We start from the raw sequence: 24,476 nt of genomic DNA on the forward strand, positions 1-24,476 counted from the left end.
TCAGGCCGCCTCGAAGCCGGCGCTGATCGTGTCGATCAGCTCGCGGCGCTCGTCCAGGGGCAGGAAGCTCGCCTCGGCGGCGTTGATCTGGAACGCCTCGAGGTCGTCGAGGTCGTAGCCGAACGCGTCGGACAGCAGCGCGAGCTCGCGGCTGAGTGTCGTGCCGCTCATCAGCCGGTTGTCGGTGTTGACGGTGACGCGGAAGCCGAGCTGGTAGAGCAGGTCGAACGGGTGGTCGGCGAGCTCGGTGCCCCACGCCGCGACGGCGCCGGTCTGCAGGTTCGAGGAGGGGCTGAGCTCGAGGGCGATCCGGCGGTCCTTGACCCACTCGGCGACCTCGCCGAGGGTCACGTAGCTGGCGTCGTCGTCCTGCCGCTCGATGCGGATGTCCTCGGCCAGCCGGACGCCGTGCCCGAGGCGGAGCGCGCGGCCGTCGAGCAGCGCCGAGCGGATGCTGTCGAGGCCGGCCGCCTCGCCGGCGTGCACCGTGGTCGGGAAGTGGGCGGCGGCGAGGAGCTCGAAGGCGGGGCGGTGCCGCGACGCGGGGAAGCCCGCCTCCGCTCCGGCGATGTCGAAGCCGATGGCGCCGCGCTCGCGGTGGCGCAGGGCGAGCTCGGCGATCTCGAATGACCGGTCGGTGTGCCGCATCGCGGTGATCAGCTGGCCGACGCCGAGGCGCGAGCCGTGCGCGGCCGCCTCCTGGACGCCCTGCTCGAGGCCCTCCTGCACGGCCTCGACGGCCGCGTCGAGGGTGAGTCCGGCGCGGAGGTGCTGCTCGGGAGCCCAGCGGATCTCGCCGTGCACGACGCCGTCGGCAGCGAGGTCGAGCACGAACTCGCGGGCGACCCGCTCGAGCGAGTCGGCGGTCTGCATGACGGCGATGGTCGTCTCGAAGGTCGCGATGTAGTCCTCGAGCGAGCCGGAGTCCGCCGTGCCGGTGAACCACTGCGCGAGGGCCTCGGGTTCGTCGGCGGGGAGGGGGACGCCCGTGCGCCCGGCGATCTCGATGATCGTGGCGGGGCGGAGTCCGCCGTCGAGGTGGTCGTGCAGCGAGACCTTGGGGAGGTCGTCGATGAGGACGCCCTCGCCGGGGAGGAGGTACTCCTCGGCGCTGCTGCCGATCTCGGTGCTGTCGGTCACGGTGCTCCTCCGGTCGGACGACGGTTCGCGCACCACCTTACGGTGCCGCCCGCGCGACCCTCCGGCGCGTCGGCCACCCCGTCCGGGTCTGCTCGCGCACGACCCCGGGCCGACCGCCCTCCGGCACGCGGAAACGCCTCCGGCACGCTGGAAACCGCGGATTCCACGAGCCGGAGCCGGAACCACGAGCCGGAGATCCGCCCGGCAGACCTTCGGCACGCGGAATCTGTCTCGGCACGCCGGAAACCTCGGATTCTACGAGCCGGAGCCGGAATCACGAGCCGAAGATCCACCCGGCACACCTTCGGCACGCGGAATCTGCCTCGGCACGCCGGAAACCTCGGATTCCACGAGCCGGAGCCGGAACCACGAGCCGGAGATCCGCCGCGCACACCTCCGGCACGCGGAACGAGCCTCGGCACGCCGCAACCCGCAGATTCCACGAGCCGGAGCCGGAATCACGAGCCGAAGATCCACCCGGCACACCTTCGGCACGCTGAATCTGCTTCGGCACGTCAAAAACCGCGGATTCCACGAGCCGGAGCCGGAACCACGAGCCGGAGGTCGGCGACCTCAGCGGCCCGAGGGCGACGACGACGGCAGTCGGCGGGGCGGCCGCCGCCCCGTCAGGCGATGCGCTCGGCGACCAGGGGGCCGCCGTCGAGGATCTCGTCGCCCTCGTCGCCGATGCGGTAGGCGCCCTCGAGCGCCTCCAGGGCGCGGTCGAAGCGGGACGGCTCGTCGGCGGAGAGGGTGAGGAGCGGCTGGCCGGCGCGGACGCGGTCGCCGGGCTTCGCGTGCAGGTCGATGCCGGCCGCGTGCTGCACCGCGTCCGTCTGGCGGGCCCGCCCCGCGCCGAGGCGCCACGCCGCGATGCCGAAGGGCAGCGCCTGCTGCTCGACGAGGACGCCGTCGCGCTCGGCCACCACGACGTGCGTCTCGCGGGCGACCGGGAGCGCTCCGTCGGGGTCGCCGCCCTGCGCCCGGATCACCGCGCGCCAGGTGTCCATCGCCGCGCCGCCGTCGAGCGCGCCCTCGACGTCCGCATCGGGCAGGCCGGCCAGCGCCAGCATCTCGCGGGCGAGCGCTAGGGTCAGCTCGCGCACGTCCGACGGCCCGCCGCCGGCGAGCACCTCGACGGACTCGCGGACCTCGTTGGCGTTGCCGATCGCGAGGCCGAGCGGCACGTTCATGTTGGTCAGCAGCGCCGTGGTGCGCACGCCGGCGTCGTTGCCGAGGTCGACCATCGTGCGCGCCAGTTCGCGGGAGCGCTCGATGTCGACCATGAAGGCGCCGGAGCCGAACTTGACGTCCAGGACCAGGGCGTCGGTCCCCTCCGCGATCTTCTTCGACATGATCGAGGAGGCGATCAGCGGGATCGCCTCGACGGTGCCGGTGATGTCGCGCAGCGCGTAGAGCTTCTTGTCCGCCGGGGCGAGACCGGAGCCCGCGGCGCAGATCACTCCGCCGACCGTCCGCAGCTGCTCGAACATCTCCTCGTTGCCGAGGTCCGCCCGCCAGCCGGGGATCGCCTCGAGCTTGTCGAGCGTGCCGCCGGTGTGGCCGAGTCCGCGGCCGGAGAGCTGCGGCACCGCGACGCCGAAGGAGGCGACCAGCGGCATCAGCGGCAGGGTGATCTTGTCGCCCACGCCGCCGGTGGAGTGCTTGTCGACCGTCCGCTTGCCCAGGCCGTCGAAGCTCATCCGCTCGCCGCTCGCGATCATCGCCAGCGTCAGATCGCGGACCTCGTCGCGATCCATCCCGTTGAGCAGCACGGCCATCGCGAACGCGGCCATCTGCTCGCCCTGGACGTAGCCGCGGGTGTACGCGTCGATCAGCCAGTCGATCTGCGCGGTCGACAGGGTGCCGCGGTCGCGCTTGGTGCGGATGAGGTCGACGGCGTCGAACGCCTCGACGGGGGTGGGCGGGGTCATGCGGGGTCCTCGGTTCAGGAGTGGGAGCGGGAGGCGGCGGCGCGACGGCGCCGCGGAGGGTGACGGGGCTGCCGAGCGACGCGGACGCGCCGCGGCTACTCGGCCGCGTAGGCCTCGAGGGTGCGCGGACCGAACGCGTCCGGGATGACCTCGTCGATCGTCTTCACCCCCGACACGGTCTGCAGGAGCATCCCGTCGGCGGAGTGCTCGAAGAGCAGCTGGCGGCAGCGCCCGCACGGCATCAGCACGCCGCCCCTGCCGTCGACGCAGGTGAAGGCGACGAGCCGGCCGCCGCCCGTCATGTGCAGCGACGAGACCAGCGCGCACTCGGCGCAGAGGGTGAGGCCGTAGGAGGCGTTCTCGACGTTGCAGCCGGAGATCACGCGGCCGTCGTCGACGAGTGCGGCGACCCCCACGGGGAACTTCGAGTACGGCACGTAGGCCTTGCCCATGGCCTCGAGCGCAGCGGTGCGCAGCGCGTCCCAGTCGATGTCGGTCATCGGATCCGTCCTCACGATTTGAGACTGCATTCAGGATTTGAGATAGGGCTTGCCGGCGGCGGCCGGCCCGCGCGACTGCCCGACGAGGCCGGCGACCGCGAAGATCGTCACCACGTACGGCAGCATCAGCATGAACTCGCTCGGCACCGGCGAGCCGATGACGCCGAGAACGTTCTGCAGGTTGGTCGCGAAGCCGAAGAGGAGCGACGCGAGGGTCGCCTTGATCGGGTCCCAGCGACCGAAGATGACCGCGGCCAGGGCGATGAAGCCCGCACCCGCCGTCATCTCCTTGCCGAAGGCGCCGACCGCGTCGAGCGTGTAGTACGCGCCGCCCATGCCGGCGATCGCGCCGGCCAGTGAGACGTTCCAGAACCGGGTCCGCGCCACGTTGATGCCGACGGTGTCCGCCGCCTGCGGGTGCTCGCCGACGGCGCGCAGGCGCAGGCCCCACTTCGTCTTGAACAGGCCCCACCACACCGCGAAGATCGCGAGGTACATCAGGTAGACGATGACCGTCTGGTTGAACAGGACCGGCCCGAGGATCGGCACCTGGCTGAGCCCCGGGATCGGCAGCCGGTCGAACTTCACCGGCGAGTTGAAGGTCGCCGCGTCGCTGGTCAGCACCTGCGAGTAGAGGAAGCTCGTCAGTCCCGTCACGAGGACGTTGAGGACGACGCCGACGATCACCTGGTCGACCAGGTACTTGATCGCGAAGGCGGCGAGCACGAACGAGACCAGCACGCTCGCGACCATCGCGGCGAGCAGGCCGAGCACGGGCTGGCGCGTGAGCGAGCCGACCATCGCCGCGGTGAACGCGCCGGCGAGCAGCTGGCCCTCGATCGCGACGTTGACAACGCCGACCCGCTCCGAGATGACGCCGCCGAGCGAGCCGAAGATCAGCGGAGTGGCGAGGCCGACGGTGCCCAGCAGCAGACCCGGCAGCGGCAGCGTGGCCCCCGCGGAGGCCCAGACCAGGAAGCCGACCAGGAACACCAGCGCGAAGAGCGCCGAGAGCCAGAGCGGCAGTCGCCGGGCCGCGCGGGTGAACGCGACGGCGACGGCGGTCAGGGCGACCAGGACGACCGCCACGACCACGCCGGTGGCGCGGGTCGGGAAGGGCAGATCCGGCAGGGCGAAGAAGTCGTTCCCCGAGGCGAGGCGGAACGAGCTGGTGCCGTCGCGGCCCAGGGCGACGAACAGGATCACGGCGAGCAGCGCGAAGATGCCGAACGCGATCGGGGCCTTCCAGCTGCGGACGGCCACCCGGGACGCGGTCCCGGGAGCTCGGGAGACTGCGGTGGTCATGCGGACACCTCCGTGGTGCGGCGCGTGCGGCGCTTCGGGGCGACCCCGGGCGTGGGGAGGCGGAAGATCGCGCGCACCAGGGGCGGCGCAGCGATGAAGAGGACGATCAGCGACTGGACGACGAGGACCACGTCGATCGGCACGCCCTCGGCCGCCTGCATCGAGTAGCCGCCGGCCTTGAACGCGCCGAAGAGGATGCCGGCGAAGAAGACGCCCCACGGCCGCGACCGGCCCAGCAGCGCGACGGTGATCGCGTCGAAGCCGATGCCGGCGTCGATCCCGGCCGTGAAGCCGGTGGTGACGGTGCCCATCACCTGGGCGCTGCCTGCGAGGCCGAGCAGACCGCCGGAGAGCAGCATGGCGTAGACGTAGCTGTTCTTGACGTCGATGCCGGCGACCCGGGCGGCGTGCGGGTTCTCGCCCACCGCGCGGAACTTGAAGCCGATGCTCGAGCGGTTGAGCAGCCACCAGACGAAGACGGTCGCGAGGATCGCGAAGACGAAGCCGAGGTTCAGCGAGTAGCCGGAGCCGAGGAGGTCGGGGAAGACCGCCGTGTCCTTCATCCCGGGCGCCTTCGGGTTGTTCGAGCCCGGAGCCTGCAGCGCGCCGGGCGTGCGCAGGAGGTAGGAGACGAAGTAGAACGCGACGTAGTTGAGCATGATCGTGAGGATCACCTCGTGCGCGCCGGTCCGCGCCTTCAGGAGGCCCACCAGCCCGCCCCAGAGCGCACCGCCCAGGACGCCCGCGGCGAGCGTGATGATCAGGTGCACGCCGACCGGCAGGTCGAAGGAGAAGCCGACCCAGCCGGCGCAGGCCGCAGCGATCAGCATCTGGCCGCGGCCGCCGATGTTGAACAGGCCGACGCGGAAGGCCAGGGCGACGCCGAGGCCGCCCGCGATCAGCGGCGTCGCGAAGGCGAGCGTGTCGGTCAGCGGCTTGATGCCGTTCGCGAAGCCCTCGCGGCGGAAGTTGTAGACCGAGCCCTGGAAGAGGGAGGAGTACGCACCGGCGACGGACTGCCAGATCGCCTGCAGCGTGTCGAGCGGCCGGGCGAAGAAGTAGCCGGCCGCCGCCTGGACGTCGGTGTCGGTCGCGGCGATGAGCACGCCGCCCGCGATCAGCGAGAGCACGACGGCGAGAACCGACATCAGCGCGGTGCCGGAGAGGATCTCGCGGAGGACCCGCGAGGCGCCGCTCTCGATCGGACCGGGCCGCGCCTCCTGACCCGGCTTCTGGCCCGGCTCGAAGCCGGTCGCCCTCTCGGACTCGGCGTCCGGATCGACGGCGGGCAACTGCGCGTCGCTCATGCGGCCGCACCCTTCTCGGCGGGCGACTGCCCGGCCATCATGAGCCCCAGGACCTCCCGGGGCGTGTCGGCGGGGACGATCCCGATGATGCCGCCCTTGTACATGACCGCGATGCGGTCGGCGAGAGCCGCCACCTCGTCGAGCTCGGTCGAGACGACGATGACGGGCACGCCCGTGTCGCGGGTCTCGACGATGCGCTTGTGCACGAACTCGATCGAGCCGACGTCGATGCCGCGGGTCGGCTGGGCGGCGATGAACAGCCGCAGCTCGCGGCTGAGCTCGCGGGCCAGGACGACCTTCTGCTGGTTGCCGCCGGAGAGGCGGCCGACGTGGGTCGTGATGCCCTGCGCGCGCACGTCGAACTCGCGGACGCGCTCCTCGGCGAACTTCTCGAGCTCCTTCAGCCGCAGGCCGAGGCCCTTGACGAAGGGACCGCTGTCGCTGCGGTCGAGCATGAGGTTCTCGGCGATGGTGAACTCGGCGACCAGGCCGTCCTCGGTGCGGTCCTCGGGCACGAAGCCGACGCCCGCGTCGAGCACGCGGCGGACGGACAGCCCGTCGAGCCGGCGGCCGTCGAGGGTCACCGAGCCCTCCACGCGCTCCTGCAGCCCCATGATCGCCTCGGTCAGCTCGGTCTGGCCGTTGCCCTGGACACCGGCGATCGCGAGGATCTCGCCGCGGCGCACCTCGAACGAGACGTCGTCGACGACGGCCTGGCCGTTCGCGTCGCGGACCGTCAGGTTGCTGACGACGAGGGCCTCGTCGCCGGCGCGGGCCGGCTCCTTCTGCACGGTGAGCTCGACGGCGCGGCCGACCATCAGCGAGGCGAGCTCGGCGTTGCTCGCCGTGGGCGCCGCCTCCCCCACGACCTGGCCGAGGCGGATGACGGTGATGCGGTCGCCGACCTCGCGGACCTCGCGCAGCTTGTGGGTGATGAAGACGATCGCCGTCCCGGAGGCGCGCAGCTGCCGCATGATCGCGATCAGCTCGTCGGTCTCCTGCGGGGTCAGCACCGCGGTCGGCTCGTCGAAGACGAGGACCTTCGCGTCGCGCGAGAGCGCCTTGATGATCTCGACCCGCTGCTGCACGCCGACGGGCAGGTCCTCGACGATCGCATCGGGATCGACGTCGAAGCCGAAGCGGTCGGAGATGTCGCGGACGCGGGCGCGCGCGGCGGCGAGGTCCAGCCGGCCGCCCGACTTCGTCTCCTCGTGCCCGAGCATGACGTTCTCGGCGACCGAGAAGACGGGGACGAGCATGAAGTGCTGGTGGACCATCCCGATGCCCGCCTTCATGGCGTCACCCGGGCCGGAGAACCGCTGGACCACGTCGTCCAGCAGGATGTCGCCCTCCTCGGCCTGGTAGAGGCCGTACAGCACGTTCATGAGCGTCGACTTGCCCGCGCCGTTCTCGCCGAGAAGGCAGTGGATCTCACCGGGTTCGACGGTGAGGTCGATGTGATCGTTGGCCACGAGGGCGCCGAAGCGCTTCGTGATGCCCCGCAGTTCGAGCTTCATGAGTCCAATCTAACTTTCGGTGCGCCGCCCGGGCGCCGGAGCCGGCGGGACAGCCGACGAAGAGGCCGGTGAGCCCGAGCAGAGCTCGGGCCCACCGGCCTCTTCGTCAGTGCGCTGCGATCGATCCGGAGATCAGGACGCGGCGGGAGCGGACGGCGACTCGACGGTGATCGAGCCGTCGATGATGCCCTCCGTGATGGTGTCCAGCTCGCCCTGCAGGTCGGGCGAGACCTTCGACTCGAAGTCGTGGAACGGCGCGATGCCGACACCGTCGTTCTCGAGCGTGCCCACGTACGGGGTCGCGTCGAAGGCGTCGGCGCCCGCGGTGGAGGTGACGTCGGTCGTGCCGGCCTCGATGCCCTTGAGGATCGAGGTCAGGTACAGGTCGCCGCCGTCGGGGTAGGTCTCGTACAGGTCGGCGTCGACGCCCACCATCGCGATGTCCTTGCCGGAGTCGCGGATGGCCTCGATGGCCGACTGGAAGATCGGACCGCCGACGGGGAGGATGACGTCCGCGTTCTGGTCGATCAGGGACTGCGCGGCCGACTTGGCCTCGACACCGGCGGCGAAGCCTCCGGTGAAGGAGCCGGTCTGCGCGGCGACGTCCCAGCCGACGACCTTGACGTCGGTGCCCTTCTGCTCGTTGTGGTAGGCGACGCCGTCCGCGAAGCCGTCCATGAAGATGGTGACGGTCGGGAACTGCATGCCGCCGTAGGTGCCCACGACGCCCGTCTTCGAGTACGACGCCGCCGCGTAGCCGGCGAGGAACGCCGACTGCGAGGTGTCGAAGGTGATCGGCTTGACGTTCGGCAGGTCGATCGACGCGTCGTCGATGATGGCGAAGTCGATGTCGGTGTTCTCCTCCGCCGCGGCCGAGGTGGCCTCGGCGAGGGCGAAGCCGACGGTGATGATCAGGTTGCAGCCCTGGTCGACGAGGCTCGTGAGGTTCGGGGCGTAGTCCGTCTCGGACTCCGAGGTCACGGTCTTCGGGGTGACGCCGAGGTCCTCGGACGCCGCGACCAGGCCGTTGTAGCCCAGCTCGTTGAACGACTTGTCGTCGAACCCGCCCGCGTCGGAGACCATGCAGGGCAGGAAGTCGCCACCGGCGGCGGCGGTCGAGCCGCCCTCCTCGGGGGCGGAGGCGCAGCCGGCGAGAAGCGCGGTGACGCCCAGAGCGGCGAGACCGCCGAACGCGGCCTTACGCGTGGTGATAGTCAAGATTCGTCCTCCAAGATTCGGCCCCGCGCACGATCGGCACTGCAGGGGCATCGATGCCCTCACGTTACCCAAGGTGTCGGAACGCTCAGCCGCCGCGGAGGGCCAACTCGGGAAGCGTTACACAGTGTTGATCTTGGGGAGGAGCCGCGAGCGGCTCCTCCCCCGCGGTCGGCTGTCAGGGGTGGTGCGTTCCGCAGAGCGGGTCGCGTCGGGCTGGCCGGAATCGCTGGCACGCGATTCCGGCTCGCGGCCCTCGACCCTTCGGGCGAGCGCTCGGCCCTGCGGGCGAGAACCCGGGGTGGCTCGACCCTGCGGGCGAGGACGTGCGGCGCACATGCTGATCGAGTAGCGCGCGGAGCGCGCGTATCGAGATCCACCCGGGCAGAGACGGGGGTCTCGAGACGCCGTTGCGCGGCTGCTCGACCAGCAGGAGGAAGGAGCACTGCGCCCGCTCGGCGACGAGCGGTCGGCATCGCCGGCGGGGTGCGGCGCACATGCTGATCGAGTAGCGCGCGGAGCGCGCGTATCGAGATCCACCCGGCAGAGACGGGGGTCTCGATACGCGCGGGCGGGCTAGAGGACGTCCGTGCGGCCCGAGAGGCGGAGGGCGTCGACGACGCCCTTGACCTTCTGCGCGTTCTCCGTGGTGGTGACGAGGAGGGCGTCGGGGGTGTCGACGACGACGATGTCCTTCACGCCGATCAGCGCGATGGTGCGGTTGCCGCCGCTGACCACGATGCCGGTGGCCGAGTCGGCCAGGACGCGGGCGTCCTCGCCGAGGATGGCCAGGTCGGAGCGCAGACCGCTCGCGTGCAGCTTCGCGATCGACGCGAAGTCCCCGACGTCGTCCCAGGAGAAGTGCCCGGGGACGACGGCGAGCTTGCCCTCCGCCGCGGCCGGCTCGGCGACCGAGTAGTCGATCGCGATCTTCTCCAGGCCCGGCCAGATGCGGTCGACGACCGCGCCGCGCTCCGGGGTGTCCCACGCCTCGGCGAGCTCGAGCAGGCCGGCGAGCAGCTTCGGCTTCGAGCGGCCCAGCTCCTCGAGCAGGCGGTCGGCGCGGGCGATGAACATGCCGGCGTTCCAGAGGTACTGACCGCTCTCCACGTAGGAGCGGGCGGTCTCGGCGTCGGGCTTCTCGACGAAGGAGTCCACGGCGAGCGTGTGCGCGGCGCCGTCGATGGCGAGGTGGTCGCCGGTGCGGATGTAGCCGAAGCCCACCGCGGGCTCTGTCGGCGTGATGCCGATCGTGGCGATGTAGCCGGCGTCGGCGGCGACGACGGCCTCGGCGACCGCGTCGTGGAAGAGGTGCTGACCGCTGATCACGTGGTCGGCCGCGAACGAGCCGATGATCACTCCGGGCTCGCGGCGCTCGAGGATCGCGGCGGCGAGGCCGATCGCGGCGGAGGAGTCGCGCGGCTCGCTCTCGAGGACGACGTTGAGGTCCTCGAGGCTCTCCAGCTGGCGCTCGACGGCGGCGCGGTGCGCGCGACCGGTGACGACCATGATGCGGTCGGCGCCGGAGATCGGGGCGAGGCGGTCCCAGGTGTCGCGGAGCAGGGTCTGGCCCGAGCCGGTGAGGTCGTGCAGGAACTTCGGGGCGTCGGCCCGGGAGAGCGGCCACAGCCTCGAGCCGATCCCGCCTGCCGGGATCACGCTGTAGAAGCGGTCGAGCGGGGCGCGGCCATCGGTCTCAGGTGATGTCATGTCCGCAGGATACAAGGGAGGCCGCCCGTGTCCGTCCGTTCACCCGGGCGCGCTCCCGCGTTCACGCGGCACCCGTAGCGTCCGCAGGGTGAGAGTCGCGGTCGTCACGGAGAGCTTCCTCCCGTCGTTGAACGGTGTCACCACGAGCGTCCTCCGGGTCCTCGACGAGTTCGCGGAGCGGGGCATCGAGGCCCTCGTCGTCTGCCCCGCCGCGGGGGCGCCGGGCCACTACGCCGGGCACCGCGTCGTCGAGCATCCCGCTCTCGCCTACCGCGACTTCCCCGTCGGGATCCCCACCCTCGCGCTCACCCGCGAGCTGGCGGACTTCGAACCCGACGTCGTGCACGTCGCCTCGCCCTTCCTTCTGGGGGCGCGGGCCATCGCCTCGGCGAACCGGCTCGGCGTCCCGAGCGTCGCGATCTACCAGACGGACGTCCCACGCTTCGCCGCCCGCTACGGCATCCGCGGCGCCCGGGCGCTCGCCTGGCGGGTGATCCGCCAGATCCACGCGGGCGCCGACCTCACGCTCGCCCCCTCGACCAGCGCGCTCGACGACCTCGCCGCCGCCGGGATCGAGCGCACCGCGCTCTGGGGGCGCGGCGTGCAGAGCGACCGCTTCCACCCGCGGATGCGCTCCTCCCCCTACGCCGCCGAGGTGCGGGCACCGCTGGCCGACGGCGACGCGCTCGTCGGCTACATCGGCCGGATCTCGCCCGAGAAGCGGGTCGAGCGCCTGGCGTCCCTCTCCTCTCTCTCCGGTGCGGATCTCGTCGTCGGCGGCTACGGCCCCTCCTCCACCCGGGTGGCGGCCGCGCTCGGCTCCCGGGCGCGGATGCTCGGGCGACTCGACGGCGAGCGCCTGCCCGCGGTGTTCGCCGCGCTGGACGTCTTCGTCCACACCGGCACCGAGGAGACCTTCGGGCAGACCGTCCAGGAGGCGCAGGCGTCCGGCACCGCGGTCGTCGCCCCGCACGCCGGCGGCCCGACCGATCTGATCGAGCACGGGGTCGACGGGCTGCTCTACGCGCCGGAGAGCGACTCCGATCTGCGCCGCCAGGTCGAGCGGCTCCTGCGCGACCCGCAGCTGCGCGCCCGGCTCGGCGAGGCCGGCCGCAGGAGGGTGCTGCACCGCACCTGGAGCGCGCTCACCGACGAGCTCCTCGCGCACTACGCGACAGTCGGCGCGCCCGTCTCCGCGGCCCGCGGCAGCTAAGGCTCGCCTAAGCCGCGGCGATCCTGCGCGGCGCTTAGAATCGTCGAGCGAGTTTCTCGCCGCTCCCCCGCCCCGCCCGCGTCCTCGAGTCGCGGGTCCGGTCAGGCCGACGGAGCAGTCAACCAGGGAGGGTTGTTCGTGTCAGTTCAAACTGCTCAAACCCTCGCACCCCGGAAGCAGGGGAAGATCCGCCGTCCGGCCGGAACCCTCTACCGCGGTCGCGAAGGCATGTGGTCGTGGGTGCTGCACCGGATCACCGGTGTCGCCATCTTCTTCTTCCTCCTCGTGCACGTCCTCGACACGGCGCTGATCGCCGTGAGCCCCGAGGCGTACAACGCGGTCATCGGCACGTACAAGAACCCGGTCATGGGCCTCGGCGAGACGGGGCTGGTGGGCGCCATCGCGTTCCACGCCCTGAACGGCCTGCGCATCATCCTGGTCGACTTCTGGAGCTGGGCCACCCGCAACCAGCGCGTGCTCTTCTGGGTCGTCATCGGCCTGTGGGTCGTGCTGATGCTCGGCTTCGCGCCCCGCCACCTCATGTTCGTCTTCAGCGAGGGAGGTGCCCATTGAGCACCGTGGCCGCACCGCGCACCCCGATCGTCCCGACCCGCTCCTCCGGCACCAACTGGGAGAAGTGGGGCTGGATCTACATGCGCGCCTCCGGCGTCGTGCTGATCGTCCTGATCTTCGGGCACCTGATCTTCAACCTCCTGCTCGGCGAGGGCATCAAGGCCATCGACTTCGGCTTCGTCGGCGGCAAGCTGGCGAACCCGTTCTGGCAGTGGTGGGACGTCGCGATGCTCTGGCTCGCGCTCATCCACGGCGGCAACGGCATGCGCACGCTGGTCAACGACTACGCGACGTCGCCGCTGCTGGCCCGCGTCTTCAAGGGCGGCATCCTCGTCTCGGTCGTCGTGCTGATCGCGCTCGGCACCTACGTCGTCTTCGGCTTCAACCCCTGCCCCACCGGCGGGGACCCGAGCCTGCTCCCCTCCTTCTGCGCCGCCTAGGCGCCCGGTGCCGCGCGGTCCATCCGCGCGGCACCGTCACGTCCCCGGGAGCGCGCCTCCCCCACTCCCGCCCTTCCACCCCGTTCAACGGAGCAGTCACCCAGTGAGCACACCAGGCCACGTCCACAGCGGCGGCGCAGAACAGAGCGCCTTCACCAAGACCGTCGGAGACGACGGCGTCCACTACCACCAGTTCGACGTGGTGATCGTGGGAGCCGGCGGCGCGGGCATGCGCGCGGCGATCGAGGCCGGGCCCAAGGCGAAGACCGCCGTCATCTCGAAGCTCTACCCCACGCGCTCCCACACCGGAGCGGCGCAGGGCGGCATGGCCGCCGCGCTCGCCAACGTGGAGGAGGACAGCTGGGAGTGGCACACCTTCGACACCGTCAAGGGCGGCGACTACCTCGTCGACCAGGACGCGGCGGAGATCCTCGCGAAGGAGGCCATCGACGCGGTCATCGACCTCGAGAACATGGGCCTCCCCTTCAACCGCACCGAGGACGGCAAGATCGACCAGCGCCGCTTCGGCGGCCACACCCGCGACCACGGCAAGGCGCCCGTGCGCCGGGCCTGCTACGCGGCCGACCGCACCGGCCACATGATCCTGCAGACGCTGTTCCAGAACTGCGTCCGCCTCGGCATCAACTTCTACAACGAGTTCTACGTGCTCGACCTCGTGATGACCGAGGTCGACGGCGTGCAGAAGCCGTCCGGCGTCGTCGCCTACGAGCTCGCCACCGGCGAGCTGCACGTCTTCCAGGCGAAGGCGATCATCTTCGCCACCGGCGGCTTCGGCAAGATCTACAAGACGACGTCCAACGCGCACACCCTCACGGGCGACGGCGTCGGCATCATCTGGCGCAAGGGCCTCCCGCTCGAGGACATGGAGTTCTTCCAGTTCCACCCGACCGGCCTCGCCGGGCTCGGCATCCTCCTCACCGAGGGAGCGCGAGGAGAGGGAGCGATCCTCCGCAACGCCTCGGGCGAGCGCTTCATGGAGCGCTACGCCCCCACCATCAAGGACCTCGCGCCGCGCGACATCGTCGCCCGCTGCATGGTCCAGGAGGTCGCGGAGGGCCGCGGCGCCGGTCCGCACAAGGACTACGTGCTGCTCGACTGCACCCACCTCGGCGCCGAGGTCCTCGAGACCAAGCTCCCGGACATCACCGAGTTCGCCCGCACCTACCTGGGCGTCGACCCGGTCGTCGAGCCCGTGCCGGTCATGCCGACCGCGCACTACGCGATGGGCGGCATCCCGACCAACGTGAAGGCCGAGGTCCTCTCGGACAACAGCACCGTCGTCCCCGGCCTCTACGCCGCCGGCGAGTGCGCCTGCGTCTCGGTGCACGGCTCGAACCGCCTGGGCACCAACTCGCTGCTCGACATCAACGTCTTCGGCAAGCGCAGCGGCAACAACGCCGCCGACTACTCGCAGACCGTCGACTTCACCCCGCTGCCCGAGAACCCGGCCGGCGCGATCCGCGACATGCTCGCCTCGCTCCGCAGCGCCACCGGCACCGAGCGGATCGCCTCGATCCGCAAGGAGCTGCAGGACGAGATGGACAAGAACGCGCAGGTCTTCCGGACCGACGAGTCGCTCGAGCAGGTCACGGGCACGATCCAGCGCCTGCGCGACCGGTTCCGCAACATCTCGGTGCAGGACAAGGGCAAGCGCTTCAACACCGACCTCCTGGAGGCGGTCGAGCTCGGCTTCCTCCTCGACCTCGCCGAGGTCGTCGTCTACTCCGCGCGCAACCGCAAGGAGAGCCGCGGCGGCCACATGCGCGACGACTACCCCAAGCGCGACGACGAGAACTACATGCAGCACACGATGGCGTACCTCTCCGGTGACGCCCACTCCTCCGATGCGGGCGACCACATCCGCCTCGATTGGAAGCCCGTCGTGATCACCCGGTACCAGCCGATGGAGAGGAAGTACTAGCCGTGTCGACCGCCACTCTCGAGCAGCCCCCCGCCGCACCCGCGGCCCCGGAGGCGTTCACCGTCACCTTCATCATCCGCCGCTTCGATCCCGAGCAGGACACCGAGCCGCGCTGGCAGGACTTCGACGTCGAGATGTTCTCGACCGACCGCGTCCTCGACGCGCTGCACCGGATCAAGTGGGACCAGGACGGGTCGCTGACCTTCCGTCGCTCCTGCGCGCACGGCATCTGCGGCTCCGACGCGATGCGGATCAACGGCCGCAACCGCCTGGCCTGCAAGACGCTGATCAAGGATCTCGACATCTCGCAGCCGATCTACATCGAGGCGATCAAGGGCCTGCCCCTCGAGAAGGACCTCGTCGTGGACATGGAGCCGTTCTTCGCCTCCTACCGCGAGGTGCAGCCGTTCCTGATCGCGAACACCCCGCCGACCAAGGGCAAGGAGCGCGTGCAGTCGGTCGCCGACCGCGCCCGCTTCGACGACACCACGAAGTGCATCCTCTGCGCCGCGTGCACGTCGTCCTGCCCCGTGTTCTGGACCGACGGGCAGTACTTCGGCCCCGCCGCGATCGTGAACGCGCACCGCTTCATCTTCGACTCGCGCGACGACGCCGGCGGAGCCCGCCTGGACATCCTCAACGACAAGGAGGGCGTCTGGCGCTGCCGCACGACCTTCAACTGCACCGAGGCCTGCCCCCGCGGCATCCAGATCACCCAGGCGATCGCCGAGGTGAAGCAGGCCGTCATCCGCGGCCGCGCCTGATCACCCGGGACTGAGCGGGCCAGTGCGGCTCGCCTCCCCCGTTCGGCCCGTCGGTTCCTCGGATCCGGCGGGCCGTTCGTCGTCCCTGGGGTCCGCTGCGCGCGCCGCGCGGGTGAGGAGGGGCGGCGCGCGGTCTCCGGCACGCAGGTCCAGCTCGGTCACCCGGGCGCCACCTTCGGCACGCGAGAAGACCCTCGGCACGCGGAAACCGTCCGATCCCACGAGCCGAAGCGGATTCCACGAGCCGAACCTCACCCCGACTCACCTCCGGCACGCGAAAACACCTCCGGCACGCGAAAATCTGCCGATCTCACGAGCCGAAGCTCACTCCACGAGCCGAACCTCACCCCGACTCACCTCCGGCACGCGAAAACACCCTCGGCACGCCAAAATCGGCCGATCTCACGAGCCGAAGCTCACTCCACGAGCCGAACCTCACCCCGACTCACCTCCGGCACGCGAAAACACCTCCGGCACGCGGAAACCCGCCGATCCCACGAGCCGAAGCTCACTCCACGAGCCGAACCCCACCCCGACTCACCTCCGGCACGCGAAAACACCCTCGGCACGCCAAAATCGGCCGATCTCACGAGCCGAAGCTCATTCCACGAGCCGAACCTCACCCCGACTCACCTCCGGCACGCGAAAACACCCTCGGCACGCGGAAACCCATCGATCCCCGAGCCGAAGCGCTTTTCGCGAGCCGAATCCTGCCCGCTGTCGCCACCGGCACGCGAGAACCCACCGGTGCGCTGACGCGGACAGAGTCGGTGCGCCCGAGCACTGTCCACCGACGACTCCCCTCGAGACACCATCCGCGACAAGGGTCGTCTCCTCCACAGGGGTCCGTCCTGCGTGGCTGTCCACCGAACGAAGAGACGGCTCACTCCGCCTCGACGCCGCGCGGCAGAGTCGGCGCATGCAGTACGGAGTTCACCACATCGGCTACCTTCACGCGATCGGCGTCGACGCCACGGCCGCCGTGCGCTCGGGCGCGCTGCGCCGCATCCGACGCGGCTGGTACGCGACGCCGCACGCGTCCGAGGAGGAGCTGAGGGCGGCAGAAGCGTGCGGGTCGCTGTCCTGCATCTCCCTGCTCGCCGAGGCGGGCGCCTTCCGCCCGCCTGACTCCCGCCTCCATCTCGCGGTCACGTCGAGTTCGCGGCCCCGTCCGCGTGAACTCGGCGACGGCGTCGTCACGCACTGGAGTCGCCGGGCACGGCGGACGGAGTACCGCTCCATCCGGGCGACACGGGTCGAGGCGCTGACGCAGGTGTTCCTCTGTCAGCCACTCGAGTACGCCGTGGCCGTGGCCGACTCCTGCCTGCGACTGCGCCTGGTCGGACCGGAGGCCCTCGCGCAGATGCGGACCGCTCTGCCGCGGCGCTTCGCCGTCGTCGCCGAGCTCGTGAACGCTCGCGCGGAATCGGGAACCGAGTCGATCACGCGGGTGCGCCTGCATCTGCTCGGACTCGTCTGCGACGTCCAGGTCGAGATCGACGGGGTCGGCCGGGTCGATCTGGTCATCGACGGGTGGCTGATCATCGAGGTGGACAGCCGCACCTGGCACGACGACCCGCAGTCCTTCCAGCGCGACCGGGACCGCGACCGCGCCGCCGCCGAACGCGGCTACACGACCCTCCGCTTCACCTACGCCGACGTGATGCACCACTGGCCGCGCACGCGCGACAGCATCCTCGCGGTCCACGCCCGCGGCCCTCAGCGCTGAGCCCGCGCCGCCGCGGCAGCCGCTCGCCCCCGCGGCACCCGCTCTGGCCGGCATGACCCGCTCCGACCCGTCCGCACGACGCGATCTCAGGAGCCCGAGGCTCACGCCCCGAACCGGAGAGCGCCGCAGCCCAGGTCCGGCACGTGGAAACCCGTCCGGCACGCCGGAAATGAGCGAGTCCACGAGCCGAGGACCGCTTCACGAGCCGGACGGTCCGAGGCCGCCTCTCGGGCACGCGAAACCGACTCCGGCACGTCAGAAGTGAGCCATTCCACGAGCCGGCGTTCTTCTCACGAGCCGGAGGTGGGGCGGACGAACGTCGGGCTCGCGGAGACAGGTCCGGCACGCGAGGAACGAGCGGAGTGACGAGCCGAGGGCCGTTTCACGAGCAGGAGAGACCGCGGCCGGCCGTTCGGCTCGCCAAATGGACTTCGGCACCTCGAAAGTACATGATTCCACGAGCCGGAGGTGGTTCCACGAGCCGGACGTGGGACGGACGACCAACCGGCGAAGTCCGGCTCGCGAAATCGACCCGGCACGTCAGAAGTGCGCGATTCCACGAGCCGGAGGTGGTTTCACGAGCCGGACGTGGGACGGACGACCATCCGGCGACGTCGGGCTCGCGAAGTCGACTCCGGCACGCCAGAAGTGCGCGATTCCACGAGCCGGAGGTGGTTTCACGAGCCGGACGTCGGACGGACGACCAACCGGCGACGCCGGGCTCGCGAAGTCGACTCCGGCACGCCGGAAGTGGGCGATTCCACGAGCCGGAGGTGGTTTCACGAGCCGGGGGTTCGGCGGAGGCGTCGCGGGAGTCGGGTGGAGGCCAGGGGCAGGCGTGCCCGAGGGCGCGGCGGGCGCGGGGGGCCGCCGTGCCCCGGGGCCCGCGGGCGCCCCTACGCTGGAGGGCATGACGGAGGCGGCGACCGAGGCACCGCGCGGCATCCCGGCGCTGTTCGAGCGGATCATGCGGACGCGGCCGGTGCGGGTGATGCTGCACTACTCCGAGAGCGGGGGGCCGCTGTTCGCGTCGGGGCTCGCGTTCCAGGCGCTGTTCGCGATCTTCGCGGCGCTGTTCGTGTTCTTCGCGGTGTTCGGGTTCGTGCTGCGCGACAACGCGGCGCTGCGCGACTCGCTCCTGCAGCTGCTCACCAGCTCGGTGCCCGGGCTGATCGGCGACGAGAAGAACTCGCTGGTGTCGATCGACACGCTGCTCGACTCGTCGATCCTCGGCTGGACCGGAGCGATCGCCGCCGCGGGTCTGCTCTGGACCGCCCTCAACTTCCTCGGCAGTCTCCGCCAGGCCGTGCGGATCCTGTTCTCCCTGCCCGGTCCGACGGTCCTGTTCGTCCTGCTCAAGCTCAAGGACGCGGGGCTCGCGCTCGTCTTCGGCGCGGTGCTGGTCGTGTCGGCGGCGCTCTCCGTCTTCTCCACCTCGTTCGTCGACGTCGCGTTCGACCTGCTGGGGATCGGCAGCGACTCGACGCTCGGCCGCGTCACCGGTACCGTCGTCGGTCTGCTGATCATGCTCGCGCTCGACACCGCGACGCTCGCCGGGTCGTTCCGGATCCTCAGCGGCATCCCGATCCCGTGGAAGAACCTGTGGGTCGGCTCCCTGATGGGCGGCATCGCGCTCGGGGCCCTCAAGATCCTCGGGACGCAGCTGCTCGGCGGAGCGTCGCGCAATCCGCTGCTCGCCTCCTTCGCCGTCCTGATCGGTCTGCTGATCTGGTTCAACCTGGTCTGCCAGGTGATCCTGATCGTCGCCTCCTGGATCTCGGTCGGCATGAGCGACGCGGGCATCTCGGCCCGCAAGCGCACCCCGGACGAGATCGAGCGCGAGCGGGAGGAGCAGCTGCGCCTCGCCCGCCGCACCCTCGCCGAGGCGGAGCGCGAGCGCCTGCGCGCCGCTCTGCCCGACGCCTCGCTGCTCAAGCGCCGGCGGCTGGAGAAGCAGCTCTCGCGCCTCGAGGACGAGCTGGAGAAGTCCGCCGCCTAGACCGCGGCGCCCTGCGTCCCGCCCCTGCATCAGCAGCCGGCCGGGCGGTCGTTGCACGACGCCTGTCGGATATGTCCGTTTCTGTTGACATCGGACACGAACGGGTCTAAAAAGATGTAAACGCAGATCCGAGGTCGGCATCGACACCGCGGACGAGGCGCACGATCACGCGAGACGACGGAGTCCACATGTACGCACCGGAGCGGCACCAGGCGATCCTGGATCGCGCCCGCACCGACGGGCGGGTCGAGGTCCGCGACCTCGCGCAGTCCCTCGCGGTCACGCCCGAGACGATCCGCCGGGACCTCACCAGTCTCGAGAAGCGCGGTCTGCTGCGCCGGGCCCACGGCGGAGCCATCCCCGTCGAGCGCCTGGGGATCGAGCCCGAGGTCGCCGCCCGCGAGGGCCACCTCGCCGGCGAGAAGGACCGCATCGCCACCGCCGCGCTCGCCGAGGTGCCCGACGGCGGCTCGATCGCCATCGACGCGGGGACCACCACGGTCCGCCTCGCGGAGCTGCTCCCCCTGGACCGCCGGCTGACGGTCGTCACCCATTCCCTCCCCGTCGCGATGGCGCTCGTCGGCCGGCCCAACATCGACCTGCACTTCATCGGCGGGCATCTGCGCGGAGTCACGCAGGCCGCCGTCGGACCGTGGGTCGCCCAGGTGATCCCCACCGTCTCGGTGGACGTCGCCTTCATCGGCACCAACGGCATCAGCCGGGAGCGCGGGCTCACCACCCCCGATCTCGACGAGGCCGTCGTCAAGACCGCGCTCATCGCCGCCGCGCGCCGGGTCGTCGTCCTCGCCGACCACTCCAAGTTCGGCCGCCAGGACTTCGGGCACGTCGCCCCGCTGTCCGCGGTCGACACCGTCATCACCGACCGAGAGGTCGACGACGAGCTCGCCGACGACATCGAGTCGGCCGGCCCCGAGGTGGTCCGCGCATGATCGTCACCGTCACCGCCAACCCGAGCATCGACGTCACCCTCTCCACGACCGGCTTCGCCGTCGGCGAGGTCAACCGCGCCCACGACGTGCGACGCGACCCGGCCGGCAAGGGCGTCAACGTCGCCCGCGCCCTCGCCCGCAACGGCGTCGACGCCACGGCGATCTACCCGGCCGACGCCTCCACGGGCCTCGATCTGCGCACCATGCTCGAGACCGCCGGGGTCGCCTCGGCCAGCGCGGCGATCGCGCAGCCGATCCGCACCAACATCACCGTCGTCGACGACGCGAGCGGCCGGACCACCAAGATCAACGAGCCCGGCCCGGCCGTGAGCGCCGACGAGGCGAAGGCCCTCTCCGCCCTGATCTGCGACCACGTGGTCGCCGCCCCCCGCTGGCTCGTCGCCTGCGGGAGCGTCCCGCCCGGACTCGGCGACGACTTCTACGCGCAGCTCGGCCGTCTCGCCACCCACTTCGGCGTCCCGCTCGCCGTCGACACCTCCGGAGCACCGCTGACCGCGATCATCGCGGCCGGCACCGCGACGCTGGTGAAGCCCAACCTCGAGGAGCTCGAGGAGCTCCTCGGCCGCTCCCTCGCGACCGTCGGCGACGTCGTCGACGGAGCCCGCACACTCCTCCGCCTCCCGGACGCGCGAGCGCTCGTGAGCCTCGGAGAGCACGGCGCCCTCCTCATCACGGCGGACTCGTCGTGGTGGGCGGGCGCACCCCCCGTCGTGCCCCTCAGCACCGTCGGCGCCGGCGACAGCACCCTCGCGGGCTACCTGTCGGCGACCGACGCCTCGGAGGCGGAGCGTCTGCGGACGGCCGTCGCCTGGGGCACCGCCGCCGTCACCCTCCCGGGCAGTGAAGCCCCGGGTCCCGACTCCCTCCGCCTCGACGACGTCTCCGTCGTCGAGAACCCCGATCCCACCCTCCCGATTGGAGAACTGAGCGCATGACTGCTCTCACCGAGGCGTCGACGGTCATCGTCGACCTCACCGCCGCCACGAAGGACGAGGCCACCGCGCAGCTCGCGAAGACGCTCGCCGACGCCGGCCGCGTCACCGACCTCGACGGCTTCCTCGCCGACGTCCGCGACCGCGAGTCGCAGATGGCCACCGGCATGCCCGGCGGCATCGGGATCCCCCACGCCCGCTCCGCGCACGTCGTCTCCCCCAGCGTCGCGGTCGGCATCGCGAAGTCCGGCGTGGACTTCGGCGCTCCGGACGGCCCCGCCGACCTGATCTTCCTCATCGCCGCCCCCGACGGCGCGGACCAGGCCCACCTCAAGATCCTCGCCCAGCTCGCCCGCAAGCTGATCCACGAGTCCTTCACCGGTTCGCTCCGCGCCGCCTCCAGCGGCCAGGAGGTCGCGGACATCATCGCCCGAGAGGTCGTCGTCTCGTGAAGATCGTCGCCGTCACCAGCTGCATCGCCGGCATCGCCCACACCTACATGGCGGCCGAGGCCCTCGAGCAGGCCGCCAAGAAGAAGGGGTACGAGATCCAGGTCGAGACCCAGGGCGCGGCCGGCTCCGACCCGATGTCGGACCAGACGATCGCCGACGCGGACGTCGTGATCCTCGCCGCCGACCTCGAGGTCCGCGGCAAGGAGCGCTTCACCGGCAAGCCGACCCTCGAGGTCGGCACCTCGGAGGCGCTCGCCAAGGCCGCCGAAGTCATCGATCGCGCCGCCGCGAAGGTCCAGGACGCGCCCGCCGCCGCCGCGACGACCGGCCCGCGCTTCGTGGCCGTCACCAGCTGCATCGCCGGCATCGCGCACACCTACATGGCCGCCGAGGCGCTCGAGCAGGCTGCGAAGAAGCGCGGCTACCCGATCCACGTCGAGACGCAGGGCGCCGCCGGCTCGGACGAGATGACCGCGGGCGACATCGCCGCCGCGGACGTCGTCATCCTCGCCGCCGACCTCGAGGTCCGCGGCAAGGAGCGCTTCGCCGGCAAGCCGATCCTCCAGGTCGGCGTCGCCGAGGCGCTGTCGAAGCCCGACGAGGTGCTCGACCGGGCGCTCGCCCTGCGCGGCACCGGCACGGCTGCTGCCGCCACCCGCTCGACCCCGGCCGCGGCCCCCGCCGCGCCCAAGAAGGTGGGCGTCGGCACGCGCATCCGCCAGAACCTGATGACCGGCGTCTCGTACATGATCCCGTTCGTCGCGGCGGGCGGTCTGCTGATCGCGCTGTCGTTCCTCTTCGGCGGCTACCAGATCGTCAGCTACACGCCGCAGCAGATCATCGACAACGGCTTCGACATCGCGAACATCACCGACTGGGCCGGAGTGATGTTCCTGATCGGCGGCGCGACCTTCGCGTTCCTGGTCCCCGTGCTCTCGGGCTTCATCGCCTTCGGCATCGCGGACCGCCCCGGCATCGCGCCCGGCTTCCTCGGCGGCGCCGTGGCGGTCACCGTCGGCGCCGGCTTCCTCGGCGGCCTCGCCTCCGGCTTCATCGCCGGCTACGCGGCGCTCTACATCTCGCGGATCAAGCTGCCGGCGGCGTTCAAGTCGCTGATGCCGGTCGTCATCATCCCGCTGATCGCGACCTTCATCACGGGCTTCCTGATGTTCGTCGTGCTCGGAGCGCCGCTGCGCGCGCTGAGCGAGGGACTGTCGGCCTGGCTCTCGGGTCTCACCGGCGGCAACCTGATCATCCTCGGGATCATTCTGGGCCTGATGATGGCGTTCGACATGGGCGGCCCGGTCAACAAGGTGGCCTACGCCTTCGCGACCACGGGTCTCGCCTCCGTCCCCGCGGACGGCGACCCGAACTCGGTGCAGTTCAAGGTGATGGCGATCGTGATGGCGGCGGGCATGACCCCGCCGCTGGGCCTCGCGCTCGCCACGTCGCTCCGCAAGCGCCTCTTCACCGACGCCGAGCGCCAGAACGGCAAGGCGGCCTACCTGCTGGGCGCGTCGTTCATCTCCGAGGGAGCGATCCCGTTCGCCGCGGTCGACCCGCTGCGCGTGATCCCCTCCGCGATGATCGGCTCGGCCGTCACCGGTGCGCTCGTCGCGCTGTTCGGCTCGACGCTCCGCGCCCCGCACGGCGGTGTCTGGGTGACCGGACTGGTGGGGCAGCCGCTGCTCTACCTGGTCGCGATCCTCGTCGGCATGGTCGTCACGGCGGTCTGCGTGATCGTCGCGAAGAGCATCAAGCGGGCCCCGGTCGTCGCCGAGGTCCCGGAGCCGGCCACGGCCCGCCCCGTCGCCGTCTGATCCCGGCGCCCACCGACCGACCGTCCTGAGCGGTCCCGCCGGCGGTCCCGATCCCGCGTCGCCCCCTCCTCCGAGGGGGGCGCCGCGGACGGGGCCGCCGGCTTCCGCGTACCCGGGGACCTCGCCGCCGCCTGCCGCTCGCCTGTCGCCGGTCCTCCGTAGACTGCTCCGGTGACTCGAAAGCCGCTCCGCATCGCCTCCGTCAACGTCAACGGCGTCCGCGCCGCCTTCCGCAAGGGCATGGGCGACTGGCTCGCCGCCCGCGACGTCGACATCCTCGCCCTGCAGGAGGTCCGCGCCTCCACCGACGACCTCACCGGCCTCCTCGGCGACGAGTGGGATGTCCTGCACGACGAGGCGACGGCCAAGGGCCGCGCCGGAGTCGCGCTCGCCTCGCGCCACCGCGCCTCGATCCACCGGGTCGCCCTCGGCGCCGACGACTTCGACTCGGCGGGCCGCTGGCTCGAGGCCGACTACGAGGTCGACGGCCGCACCGTCACCGTCGTCTCGACCTACGTGCACTCGGGCGGTGTCGGCACGCCGAAGCAGGACGAGAAGATGCGCTTCCTCGACGCGATGATCGAGCGCCTGCCGCAGCTGCAGGCGCACAGCCCGCTCGCCGTCGTGATGGGCGACCTCAACGTCGGCCACCGCACCCTCGACATCAAGAACTGGAAGGGCAACGTCAAGAAGGCCGGCTTCCTCCCCGAGGAGCGCGCCTACTTCGACCGCTTCGTCGGCGCCGAGGGCGAGGAGGGCTACAACGCCGGAGCCGGCCTGGGCTGGGTCGACCTCGGCCGCCGCTTCGCCGGCGAGGTGCCCGGGCCCTACACCTGGTGGTCGCAGCGCGGCCAGGCCTTCGACACCGACACCGGCTGGCGGATCGACTACCAGCTGGCGACGCCCGAGCTCGCCGCGCTCGCCCGCAGCTACGAGATCGACCGCGCGAGCGCCTGGGACACGCGCTGGTCCGATCACGCGCCCGTCGTCGTCGACTACGAGCTCTGAGCTCC

Annotated in this window: 20 protein-coding genes; 12 read left to right on the plus strand and 8 right to left on the minus strand. The window is 71.3% G+C overall.

The window, feature by feature from the left end; all coding sequences use genetic code 11:
• The 8 genes from HQQ82_RS05095 to HQQ82_RS05130 all read right to left on the minus strand — a co-directional run bounded on the left by HQQ82_RS05095 (nt 1) and on the right by HQQ82_RS05130 (nt 10,628).
• Nucleotides 1–1,122, minus strand: a complete 1,122-nt coding sequence (locus HQQ82_RS05095; RefSeq protein ID WP_173232345.1) for an adenosine deaminase — start codon at nt 1,120–1,122, stop codon at nt 1–3.
• A 644-nt stretch (nt 1,123–1,766) separates the two neighbouring features.
• Nucleotides 1,767–3,074, minus strand: coding sequence for a thymidine phosphorylase (locus tag HQQ82_RS05100; protein WP_173231938.1), 1,308 nt, complete (start codon nt 3,072–3,074; stop codon nt 1,767–1,769).
• A 95-nt stretch (nt 3,075–3,169) separates the two neighbouring features.
• Complete coding sequence (locus tag HQQ82_RS05105; RefSeq protein ID WP_160088031.1) at nt 3,170–3,574, minus strand: cytidine deaminase; 405 nt, start codon at nt 3,572–3,574, stop codon at nt 3,170–3,172.
• A 30-nt stretch (nt 3,575–3,604) separates the two neighbouring features.
• On the minus strand, nt 3,605–4,879 hold the full coding sequence (locus HQQ82_RS05110) for an ABC transporter permease (protein ID WP_173231939.1): 1,275 nt from the start codon (nt 4,877–4,879) through the stop codon (nt 3,605–3,607).
• Entirely contained in the window at nt 4,876–6,186 is a 1,311-nt protein-coding gene (locus HQQ82_RS05115) for an ABC transporter permease (protein ID WP_173231940.1), read from the minus strand. The genes HQQ82_RS05110 and HQQ82_RS05115 overlap by 4 nt, the downstream gene beginning before the upstream one ends.
• Entirely contained in the window at nt 6,183–7,703 is a 1,521-nt protein-coding gene (locus HQQ82_RS05120) for an ABC transporter ATP-binding protein (RefSeq protein ID WP_173231941.1), read from the minus strand. Before HQQ82_RS05120 ends, HQQ82_RS05115 begins: the two co-directional genes overlap by 4 nt.
• Nucleotides 7,704–7,835: 132 nt before the next feature.
• Nucleotides 7,836–8,921, minus strand: coding sequence for a BMP family protein (locus HQQ82_RS05125; RefSeq protein ID WP_173231942.1), 1,086 nt, complete (start codon nt 8,919–8,921; stop codon nt 7,836–7,838).
• A gap of 573 nt (nt 8,922–9,494) precedes the next feature.
• Nucleotides 9,495–10,628 (minus strand): mannose-1-phosphate guanylyltransferase, encoded by a 1,134-nt coding sequence (locus HQQ82_RS05130; RefSeq protein WP_173231943.1) that lies wholly within the window; start codon nt 10,626–10,628, stop codon nt 9,495–9,497.
• Nucleotides 10,629–10,716: 88 nt separating this feature from the next.
• Between HQQ82_RS05130 and HQQ82_RS05135 the strand changes: the two genes are divergently transcribed.
• The 12 genes from HQQ82_RS05135 to HQQ82_RS05195 all read left to right on the plus strand — a co-directional run bounded on the left by HQQ82_RS05135 (nt 10,717) and on the right by HQQ82_RS05195 (nt 24,471).
• Nucleotides 10,717–11,841 carry a glycosyltransferase family 1 protein gene (locus HQQ82_RS05135; RefSeq protein WP_173231944.1) on the plus strand — a complete coding sequence of 375 codons (1,125 nt, stop codon included), beginning with the start codon at nt 10,717–10,719 and terminating at the stop codon, nt 11,839–11,841.
• Nucleotides 11,842–12,027: 186 nt separating this feature from the next.
• A complete protein-coding gene (gene sdhC / locus HQQ82_RS05140) occupies nt 12,028–12,414 on the plus strand; it encodes a succinate dehydrogenase, cytochrome b556 subunit (RefSeq protein WP_367947855.1) in 387 nt (128 codons plus the stop codon).
• The gene (locus HQQ82_RS05145; protein ID WP_173231945.1) at nt 12,411–12,854 is read left to right on the plus strand and encodes a succinate dehydrogenase hydrophobic membrane anchor subunit; all 444 of its coding nucleotides are present in this window, start codon (nt 12,411–12,413) and stop codon (nt 12,852–12,854) included. The genes sdhC and HQQ82_RS05145 overlap by 4 nt, the downstream gene beginning before the upstream one ends.
• Nucleotides 12,855–13,053: 199 nt before the next feature.
• Entirely contained in the window at nt 13,054–14,796 is a 1,743-nt protein-coding gene (gene sdhA / locus HQQ82_RS05150) for a succinate dehydrogenase flavoprotein subunit (protein WP_367947856.1), read from the plus strand.
• 2 nt (nt 14,797–14,798) lie between these two features.
• Complete coding sequence (locus tag HQQ82_RS05155) at nt 14,799–15,560, plus strand: succinate dehydrogenase iron-sulfur subunit (protein WP_160088013.1); 762 nt, start codon at nt 14,799–14,801, stop codon at nt 15,558–15,560.
• 919 nt (nt 15,561–16,479) lie between these two features.
• Nucleotides 16,480–17,289, plus strand: coding sequence for a hypothetical protein (locus HQQ82_RS05160; protein ID WP_173231947.1), 810 nt, complete (start codon nt 16,480–16,482; stop codon nt 17,287–17,289).
• A 910-nt stretch (nt 17,290–18,199) separates the two neighbouring features.
• Complete coding sequence (locus tag HQQ82_RS05165; RefSeq protein WP_173231948.1) at nt 18,200–19,288, plus strand: YhjD/YihY/BrkB family envelope integrity protein; 1,089 nt, start codon at nt 18,200–18,202, stop codon at nt 19,286–19,288.
• Nucleotides 19,289–19,476: 188 nt separating this feature from the next.
• Nucleotides 19,477–20,238, plus strand: a complete 762-nt coding sequence (locus HQQ82_RS05170; RefSeq protein ID WP_173231949.1) for a DeoR/GlpR family DNA-binding transcription regulator — start codon at nt 19,477–19,479, stop codon at nt 20,236–20,238.
• Entirely contained in the window at nt 20,235–21,194 is a 960-nt protein-coding gene (locus HQQ82_RS05175; RefSeq protein WP_173231950.1) for a 1-phosphofructokinase family hexose kinase, read from the plus strand. The genes HQQ82_RS05170 and HQQ82_RS05175 overlap by 4 nt, the downstream gene beginning before the upstream one ends.
• Nucleotides 21,191–21,643, plus strand: coding sequence for a PTS sugar transporter subunit IIA (locus HQQ82_RS05180; RefSeq protein ID WP_216848203.1), 453 nt, complete (start codon nt 21,191–21,193; stop codon nt 21,641–21,643). Before HQQ82_RS05175 ends, HQQ82_RS05180 begins: the two co-directional genes overlap by 4 nt.
• The gene (locus HQQ82_RS05190; RefSeq protein ID WP_216848205.1) at nt 21,640–23,463 is read left to right on the plus strand and encodes a PTS fructose-like transporter subunit IIB; all 1,824 of its coding nucleotides are present in this window, start codon (nt 21,640–21,642) and stop codon (nt 23,461–23,463) included. Before HQQ82_RS05180 ends, HQQ82_RS05190 begins: the two co-directional genes overlap by 4 nt.
• Nucleotides 23,464–23,634: 171 nt before the next feature.
• The gene (locus tag HQQ82_RS05195) at nt 23,635–24,471 is read left to right on the plus strand and encodes an exodeoxyribonuclease III (protein WP_173231951.1); all 837 of its coding nucleotides are present in this window, start codon (nt 23,635–23,637) and stop codon (nt 24,469–24,471) included.
• Nucleotides 24,472–24,476 lie beyond the last annotated feature (5 nt).

It is taken from the genome of Rathayibacter sp. VKM Ac-2856, from assembly GCF_013205055.1.
GTDB lineage: Bacteria > Actinomycetota > Actinomycetes > Actinomycetales > Microbacteriaceae > Rathayibacter.